Annotated in this window: 9 protein-coding genes, 1 pseudogene and 1 other annotated feature; of the genes and pseudogenes, 3 read left to right on the top strand and 7 right to left on the bottom strand. The window is 67.1% G+C overall.

Going from position 1 to position 7814, the window contains the following annotated elements; genetic code table 11:
* Positions 1-52: 52 nt before the first annotated feature.
* A pseudogene (locus tag B2284_RS02735) lies at positions 53-1254 on the top strand (IS3 family transposase); the annotation flags it as partial.
* Positions 331-459 (top strand) — a sequence feature (AL1L pseudoknot). It overlaps the preceding pseudogene by 129 nt.
* A 288-nt stretch (positions 1255-1542) precedes the next feature.
* Positions 1543-2304, top strand: coding sequence for a helix-turn-helix transcriptional regulator (locus B2284_RS02730; RefSeq protein ID WP_136788242.1), 762 nt, complete (start codon positions 1543-1545; stop codon positions 2302-2304).
* Here the strand turns inward: B2284_RS02730 and B2284_RS02725 are convergent.
* The 7 genes from B2284_RS02725 to B2284_RS02695 are packed head-to-tail and all read right to left on the bottom strand — an operon-like array spanning position 2297 to position 7040.
* A complete protein-coding gene (locus B2284_RS02725) occupies positions 2297-2545 on the bottom strand; it encodes an integrase core domain-containing protein (protein WP_240742479.1) in 249 nt (82 codons plus the stop codon). The two genes, B2284_RS02730 and B2284_RS02725, sit on opposite strands and share 8 nt — an antisense overlap.
* Positions 2494-3135: a cytochrome c biogenesis ResB family protein gene (locus B2284_RS14420; protein WP_006944613.1), complete on the bottom strand. Its 642-nt coding sequence runs from the start codon at positions 3133-3135 to the stop codon at positions 2494-2496. Before B2284_RS14420 ends, B2284_RS02725 begins: the two co-directional genes overlap by 52 nt.
* Entirely contained in the window at positions 3135-3902 is a 768-nt protein-coding gene (locus B2284_RS02715) for a cytochrome c biogenesis CcdA family protein (RefSeq protein ID WP_006944738.1), read from the bottom strand. The genes B2284_RS14420 and B2284_RS02715 overlap by 1 nt, the downstream gene beginning before the upstream one ends.
* Positions 3899-4513 (bottom strand): TlpA family protein disulfide reductase, encoded by a 615-nt coding sequence (locus B2284_RS02710; RefSeq protein ID WP_006944694.1) that lies wholly within the window; start codon positions 4511-4513, stop codon positions 3899-3901. The genes B2284_RS02715 and B2284_RS02710 overlap by 4 nt, the downstream gene beginning before the upstream one ends.
* On the bottom strand, positions 4513-5199 hold the full coding sequence (locus B2284_RS02705) for a histidine phosphatase family protein (RefSeq protein WP_006944756.1): 687 nt from the start codon (positions 5197-5199) through the stop codon (positions 4513-4515). Before B2284_RS02705 ends, B2284_RS02710 begins: the two co-directional genes overlap by 1 nt.
* Positions 5200-5201: 2 nt before the next feature.
* Positions 5202-6530, bottom strand: coding sequence for a glutamate-1-semialdehyde 2,1-aminomutase (gene hemL / locus B2284_RS02700; protein ID WP_136788241.1), 1329 nt, complete (start codon positions 6528-6530; stop codon positions 5202-5204).
* A 45-nt stretch (positions 6531-6575) separates the two neighbouring features.
* On the bottom strand, positions 6576-7040 hold the full coding sequence (locus tag B2284_RS02695) for a MarR family winged helix-turn-helix transcriptional regulator (RefSeq protein ID WP_006944617.1): 465 nt from the start codon (positions 7038-7040) through the stop codon (positions 6576-6578).
* 212 nt (positions 7041-7252) lie between these two features.
* On the opposite strand from B2284_RS02695, the gene B2284_RS02690 reads away from it, so the two are divergent.
* On the top strand, positions 7253-7783 hold the full coding sequence (locus B2284_RS02690; protein ID WP_006944768.1) for a YceI family protein: 531 nt from the start codon (positions 7253-7255) through the stop codon (positions 7781-7783).
* Positions 7784-7814: the final 31 nt, after the last annotated feature.

Below are 7814 nucleotides of genomic sequence, written 5' to 3'. Positions count from 1 at the left end.
TGAATCGCCCCGGGTTCGGTGGAGGCTGTCATTCAACGCGAGGATGGACAGCATGGCAGCACCACGGAAGTACCCGGCAGAGCTTCAAGAGCGCGCGACACGTCTCGCGATCAAAGCTCGCCAAGATCCGGAACGGCGACGAGGAGCAGTACGCAGGGTGGCCGAGCAGCTCGGTGTGAATCCCGAGACCCTGCGCAACTGGGTGAGTCAGGCAGAAGTCGATGCCGGCACCCGCCCCGGTGTGACGACGAGCGAGCACGAACGCCTGCTCGAACTCGAGCGGGAGAACCGCGAGCTACGGCGCGCGAACGCCATCCTGCGATCGGCGTCGGCTTTCTTCGCGGCGGAGCTCGACCGCCCACATCACTGATCGTGGAGTTCATCGACGATCGCAAGCATGAGTTCGGTGTCGAGCCGATCTGTCGCACCCTCACCGAGGCTGGGGTCAAGATCGCACCGAGCACGTACTACGCCGCGAAGACGCGCCCGCCGTCGCCGCGAGCGGTTCGCGACGTAGAAATGGCGGCGCAGATTCGCCGGGTTCACAAGGACAACTACGGCGTGTACGGCGCCCGCAAGGTCCATGCTGAACTCGTGCGTGAAGGCATCACCGTGGCGCGTTGCACCGTGGAACGTCTCATGCGTGCTGCGGGCCTGCGCGGCGTCAGTCGCGCGAAGGGACCCCGCACCACGATTCCTGGGCGTGGCCCGGATGATCGTCCGGACTTGGTCGAGCGGGACTTCACCGCGTCGGCGCCGAACGAGTTGTGGGTCGCGGACATCACGTACTGCCGAACATTCAGTGGATGGGCTTACGCCGCGTTCGTCATCGACGTCTACTCGCGCCGTGTCGTGGGCTGGCAGGTGTCGAAATCGCTGCGCACCGACCTGGCGTTGGACGCCCTGGACATGGGGTTGTGGATCCGTCAACGTGACGGGCAGGACGTGACGGGGCTGAGGCACCACAGCGACAGGGGCGTTCAGTATGTCGCGGTTCGCTACACGCAGCGTCTTGGTGAGGCCGGTGCGGTCGCGTCCGTCGGATCGACGGGCGATTCGTATGACAACGCCCTGGCGGAGGCGTTCAACTCGTTGTTCAAGGCTGAACTCGTGCGTAACCGTGGCCCGTGGAAGAACATCGACGAGTTGGAGATCGCGATCGCGGAGTACGTCGACTGGTTCAACCACAAGCGCTTGCACGGCGAGATCGGGCTCGTCCCGCCGGTCGAGTTCGAGCAGGCTTACTACGATCAGCAGCACACCGTTGCGGCGCCCGCCGAAACGGCATTACTCAGCCTCTACCAAACCCGGGGCGATTCAGTCCACGGCGAGAGTGAAGCTCGCCGTGAGGAGGACGAAGAGCGCCATGCGCTCACGGGTGCCGAAGGCGGCATCCGCGGCGGCCTGATCAGCAGGCGCGAGCGAAGAATCGGTGGTCATGCGGTCAACCCTCGGGCCGCGCCACCGGAGCAGCCAGATCCCTGCGCTTGGTACCCCTGACAGGGGCACTCTCCGCAGTAAAGCGTGAGCCACACTGGACCGGTGCGACCTCAACAGCAGCGTGTCCGGCCCGCGAACGAGCTCGGTGATTTCCTCCGCAGCCGGCGCGGTGCGGTCACTCCCGACCGGGCAGGGATCACGGTTTGGGGAACGCGCCGGGTGCCTGGGCTGCGACGCGAGGAACTCGCTCAGATCGCTGGTATCTCCGCCAACTACTACACGCGACTAGAACAAGGGCAATCGACCAATGCCAGCGACGCGATCATTGATGCGCTGGCGCGAGCCCTGAACCTTGACGACGCCGAACGGGCGCATCTGTTCGAGCTAGCGCGGCCTACGCCTGCCAAGCGTCGTCGGACCGCCCGCGCCGAGATCCCGAACGGCGGAGCCCTCGTGCTTCTCACCTCGATGCCCACCGTGCCCGCACTGTTGCTCGGCCGCCGTAACGACATCCTGGCCTGGAACCAACTCGGGCACGTGCTGGTCGCTGGCCACCTCCCCTTCGCGGCCCCGGAGGACCCCGCAACCCGCCCGAACCAGTTGCGGCTGCTATTTCTCGACCCCCACACCCGCGAACTGCACCGCGACTGGGCCGATGAAGCAGCACGGGCTGTCGCCTCGCTGCGCTACGTCGCCGCACAGTACCCCGACGACCGCCTGCTCGCCGAACTTGTTGGCGACCTCTCGATGAACAGCCCTGACTTTGCCCGGCTTTGGGCCAAGCATGACGTTCGACTCTGCTCGAGCGGTACAAAGCACCTGCACCATCCCCAGGTCGGCGAACTTGTGTCCCGCGTCAAGTAGTTGGCAGGATTTCGGTGGTTTGAAATGTCGGGATCGTCGGGTCGGCGATCCCCAGATGGACGTCGAGTGGCCGGTTCCAGGCGATGGCTTCGTGCGGGCGGATGGAGTTGTACTCCAGTCGGTACTCCTGGGCGTGCTTGGCGAGCATGACGGCGTCGGCGATCTCATCGATGTAGAGCCGTTCGTACTTCAAGGTGCCGAACCCGCGTTCGCGTGACCCGTTCTGCCCCGGGGTCCGCACGCGGGTGCGGACGTGGCGCAGCTCGGGGTGGGTCGGAGAACCTCGCGCGCGGCCTGCGCGACGGCCTCGGGGCTGGCGTCGAGCGTTTCGTTGCGGTGAGCCGGCAGGAGCTTGATGTTGCGCGGCATCTTCGGCGGCCCGGAACGCATCGCCTTCCAGTGCACCTTGGTGCGCGGGATGATGCAGCCGATGAGCGAGACGGCGAGCAACAGGTAGATCGCGGCGAACCACGGCGTGCTGTAGACGTTGAACATCCCGAGGCGATCGAGCCACGGGAACAGGTCGGGATGGTCCTGCTCGTACTGGGTGACGCGGGTGGCGTCGATCGAGCGCTGCGGGAAGATCGAGCCCGGCACGGCCGCGATGGCCACGAGCAGCAGCAGGAACAGCGCCGTGCGCATCGTCGTCAGCTGGCGCCAGAACCAGCGCAGCATGCCGACGACACCGATGCTCGCGCCGGCCTTGACCGACGTGCCGGACTTGCCACCGGCCTTCGCGCCGCCTCGCGGCGACTTCTTGGCGGCTGCGCCCTCCGCTGCGTCGTCGCTGGTCTCGGGCCCGTTGTTGCCCGGGGCCTTCTTGGCTGCCACTAGATCACCGTTTCGAACTGGTTGACGAGGTTGGACTGGACGAGGGCCATGAGTTCCTCCCACAGCCCGCTCACCATGAGCAAGCCCATGGCGATCATGAGAGTGCCGCCGACGATCTGGATCGGACGGTGGTGGTCACGAAGCCACTTCGACGCCTTCTCGGCACGGCTCCACCCAGCGGCGATGAGGATGAACGGCAGGCCCATGCCGAGCGCGTAACAGACGGTGAGGAACAGAGCCCTCCCCTGGCTGTCCGCGTTGAGGGACGTATTGGCCGCCACCAGCGTGCCGAGAACCGGCGAGATGCAGGGAGCCATCCCGAGACCGAACGCGGCACCGAGCAACGGTGCCCCGACGAGGCCCGCGGCCGGGCGCCAGCGCACCGTGAAGCCTCGCTGGCCCACGACGCCGAGGAACATGAGCCCCATGAGGATGACGATGACGCCGCCGATGCGCGTGAGCAGGCTGCGGTGAGCGCCGACCGTGTCGTAGACGAGGCTGACGGCGGCCTGGATGCCGACGAAGACGACGGAGAATCCGAGCACGAACAGGCACGCGCCGAGCACGAGTCGGGTGCGTCGCTTCTCGTCCGTCAAGCCCGTGACGTAGGCGAGGAAGCCCGGCACGAGCGGCAGCACACACGGCGACGCGAACGAGACGACCCCCGCGAGCGCAGCGAAGAAGATCGCGAGCGGCAACGCGCCGTTCGCGACGATCTGTTCGGGGGAACTCGTCAGGTGAGCGAGCGCCGCAACGCCGGAGCTCAAGCCTTCTCCGCGAGCACCTTGTCGACCATGTTCCGCACCGTGGTCTCGGTGGTGGAACCGGAGACGCGTGCCGCGATGCGCCCCTGCTTGTCGAGCACGAGCGTCGTCGGCGTTGCGACGACCTTGCGCTGCAGACCCTGCAGGTTCTGCCCGTCGTCGTTCTTCAGCGACGGGTAGGTGGCGCCCCACTTCTTGAGCGTGGACTTAGCGACGGCGTCGGAGTCACGCTGGTCGAGGCCCATGAACACGACGGGCTTGTTCGCGTTGTCGTAGTTCTTCCACGCCTTCTCGAGGTGCGGCGTCTCGGCCTGGCACGGGCCGCACCACGCGCCCCATACGTTGAGGACGACGACCTTGCCGCGCTCGGACTCCACGTTCCACTTCTTGCCGTCCAGCGTCTCGCCGGTGAGCTTCACGGGCTCGGCACGCTTGGCGGCCGCAAGTTCTTCGACGGAACCGTCACCGGCCACATAGCCCTTGTTGTCGCCGGCTTGGGCCTGCTTGCTGATGCTGTCGTTCTGCTCGCTACCGCACGCACTCAGACCGAGGGTGACGGCAAGGGCGAGCGACGTCGCTGCGGTTGCCTTGAGCGATCGGGCACGGCGCGCCATCAGGCACCCACCGACTGTGTCGAGTTGGGCAGCAGGCGACCCGCGGGCTCGGCGTACTGGACGCCGGTGATCTCGTCACCGGTGAACTCGATCGTCGTGACCGACGCGAGCGTGCACTCACGCGATCGCGGGTCGTGCCACAGGCGCTTGCCCTCGGCGAAGCGACGGGCCGTCCACACGGGCAGCTGGTGGCTGACGACGGCGGCCTCGTGTCCGGCCGCGGCGTCACGGGCGTCGAGGATGGCGGTGTACATGCGCTCGGCGATCTCCTGGTACGGCTCTCCCCAGCTCGGCCGCAGCGGGTTGACGAGCTTCGGCCAGAAGCGGGGCTGGAGCAGTTGCTTGGGGTTCGATCCAACGGTCAGGCCCTCGAAATCGTTCCCGGCTTCGATGACGCGCGGGTCGAGGACGACGGGCAGATCGAGCTTCTCGGCGAGCGGCGCGGCCGTCTCCTGCGCACGCTCGAGCGGCGAGCTGACGAGGTAGGTGATGTCGCGCGGAGCGAGCCACTGGCTCGTCAGTTCGGCCATCTCACGGCCGAGCTCGGAGAGGTGGTAGCCGTCGAGGCGCCCGTAGAGCACCTTCTTCGGGTTGAACACCTCGCCGTGACGCACGAGGTGCACCAGCGTCTTCGTCGTGGGGGTGGGGGCCTCGGTCGACGGGGAAAGCGGGACGTCGTTCGTCATGGTCAGAGTGTCGCAGCCGAGTCTGTGGGAGCGGCCGCGGCTCGCGCGGCGACAGGAAGGGCGTCGATCACATGCGCGACGGCCTCGTCGTCGTGCGAGGCGGAGACGAACCACGACTCGTAGGCCGACGGCGGCAGGTGGACGCCCTGGTCGAGCATTGCGTTGAAGAAGCGCGAGAAGGCCTCGGTGTCCTGGTCCTTCGCGTCGTCGTAGTTCGTGACCGCGCCGTCGCGGAAGAAGATCGAGAACATCGAGCTCGCCCACTGCACGGTGTGCGGTACACCGGCCTTCGTCAGTTCGGCGGAGGCGGCGTCGGCGATGGCGTGCGCCGTGGAGTCGAGGTGGGCGTAGACCTCGTCGGTGCAGCCTTGCAGCGTGGCGAGGCCGGCGGCCGTGGCCACGGGGTTACCCGCCAGCGTGCCCGCCTGGTAGACGGGACCGTCGGGCGCCAGCATGCCCATGAGGTCGGCGCGGCCACCGAAGGCGGCCGCGGGGAAGCCACCGCCCATGACCTTGCCGAAGGTGAACAGGTCGGGGGCGCTCTCACCCTGCTGGCCCTCGTGGCCGAACCAGCCGGCGGCGGAGCAGCGGAAGCCCGTCATCACCTCGTCGGAGACGAGCAGGGCGCCGTGCTTGGTCGTGATGTCGCGCAGCGCCTTCGTGAAACCGGCTGCGGGCGGCACGACGCCCATGTTGCCGGGCGATGCCTCGGTGATCACGGCGGCGATCTCGTCACCGTGCTCGGCGAAGGCGGTCTCGAGCGCGGAGACGTCGTTGTAGGGCAGGACGATGGTCTCGCCGGCGCTCGACTTCGGCACGCCGGCCGTGTCGGGAAGGGCGAAGGTGGCGACGCCGGAGCCGGCTGCGGCGAGCAGCGCGTCGACGTGGCCGTGGTAGCAGCCTGCGAACTTCACGATCTTGCTCCGGCCCGTGGCGCCGCGCGCGAGGCGGATGGCCGACATCGTTGCCTCGGTGCCGGAGGAGACGAGGCGCACCTGCTCGACGGGCTCCACGCGGCGCACGATCTCGGTGGCGAGGGCAACCTCGTTCTCACTCGGGGTGCCGAAGCTGAAGCCGCGCGAGGCCGCGTCCTGGACGGCGGCCATGACGTCGGGGTGGGCGTGGCCGAGGATCATCGGGCCCCACGAGCAGATGAGGTCGACATAGCGGTTGCCGTCGACGTCCGTGAGCCACGGCCCCTTCGCCTCGCGGATGAACCGCGGCGTGCCACCGACGGCACGGAAGGCGCGCACCGGCGAGTTCACCCCGCCGGGCGTCACCGTGCGCGCGTGGGCCAGGAGTTCTGCGGACTTCGAGGTGCTTCCACTCATGTTGTCCATTCTCCCACCGCCCCCTGACAACGCCCTTGGCGGGCCTCAGCCCCGCTCGCCACCGACTTGCTCGTGCACGCGGCGCATGCCGTCACCGACGATGCTCAGTTGGTCGCCATCCATGGTGTCGACGAAGTATCGACGCACGCTCGCGACGTGAACGGGGGCTGCGAGCAGGAGGGCGTCGTAGCCGCCGTCGGTGAGGACGAGTTCGACCCCGCGCGAATCGCTGGAACACGACTCCCGCGTCACCCACCCGCGTCGCTGCAGGCGCGTGGCGGTGTGCGTGATGCGGCTGCGGGACTGGACGACGAGGTCGGCGAGCGCCCCCATCCGCAGACGACGCCCCTCGGCCTCGGACAGCATCGAGAGGATCTCGTACTCGGCCAGCGACATGCCGTGGTCGAGGAGTTCGCGATCGAGCGCGAGGCTCAGCGCGCGCGATGCCCGCAGGTAGTGACGCCATGCCGTCTGCTCGTCCTCATCGAGCCAGCGCGTCTCTTTCGTCATCCTCCACCGCCCGTTTCGTGCTTCACCACCGTCGCGCGCCCCTACCGTCCGGTGTCCGACCGGAGGGTTGATTCACGTTTCGTTCAGTGTCAACGCTTTCGTGTGGACATCTTGTTTCCGTCCACGTTTCTTCAGTGTAGTTGAATGTTCAACTATCTGCGTGTATCGTCATTTCAGTACCGACCACACATCGCAACGGAAGGACCACAACCATGGTTTCCCTCAACGACATCGCTCCCGGCACCTGGAACATCGACGCCGACCACACGGAGATCGGCTTCGTCGCGCGCCACCTCGCCGTCACCAAGGTGAAGGGTCGCTTCACGGACGTCAGCGTCAACGCGGAGGTCGCCGAGGACCGCAAGAACTCGACGCTCGAGTTCACCGTGCAGACGGCATCGGTCCAGACCCGTAACGCCGACCGCGACGGTCACCTCAAGAGCGCTGACTTCTTCGACGTCGAGAAGTACCCGACGATGACGTTCAATGCCACGAACATCGGCGACGACACCATCACGGGCGACCTGACGATCAAGGACGTGACGAAGCCCGTCACGTTCGACTACGAGTTCAACGGCATCTCCGACGACCCGTGGGGCGGCACCCGCGCCGGCTTCGAGGCCCAGGGCGAGATCAACCGCAAGGACTTCGGCCTCAGCTTCGACGCCGCAGCCCCCGGCGGCAACGCGCTCGTCTCCGACAAGATCAAGATCAACCTCGACCTCGAGTTCGCCAAGGCCTGATCACACCAGCCTTCACGAAGAGGCCGCGGTA

This window comes from Dermacoccus sp. UBA1591 (assembly GCF_002322065.1).
GTDB classification, from domain to species: domain Bacteria; phylum Actinomycetota; class Actinomycetes; order Actinomycetales; family Dermatophilaceae; genus Dermacoccus; species Dermacoccus nishinomiyaensis.
This window is presented reverse-complemented; position numbering and strand designations above follow the sequence as displayed.

Bases quoted from the DNA above. Each gene is read 5' to 3' on its own strand.
- B2284_RS02695 (WP_006944617.1), bottom strand. From the start codon at position 7,040: ATGACGAAAGAGACGCGCTGGCTCGATGAGGACGAGCAGACGGCATGG.
- B2284_RS02690 (WP_006944768.1), top strand. From the start codon at position 7,253: ATGGTTTCCCTCAACGACATCGCTCCCGGCACCTGGAACATCGACGCC.
- hemL (WP_136788241.1), bottom strand. From the start codon at position 6,530: ATGAGTGGAAGCACCTCGAAGTCCGCAGAACTCCTGGCCCACGCGCGC.
- B2284_RS02705 (WP_006944756.1), bottom strand. From the start codon at position 5,199: ATGACGAACGACGTCCCGCTTTCCCCGTCGACCGAGGCCCCCACCCCC.
- B2284_RS02710 (WP_006944694.1), bottom strand. From the start codon at position 4,513: ATGGCGCGCCGTGCCCGATCGCTCAAGGCAACCGCAGCGACGTCGCTC.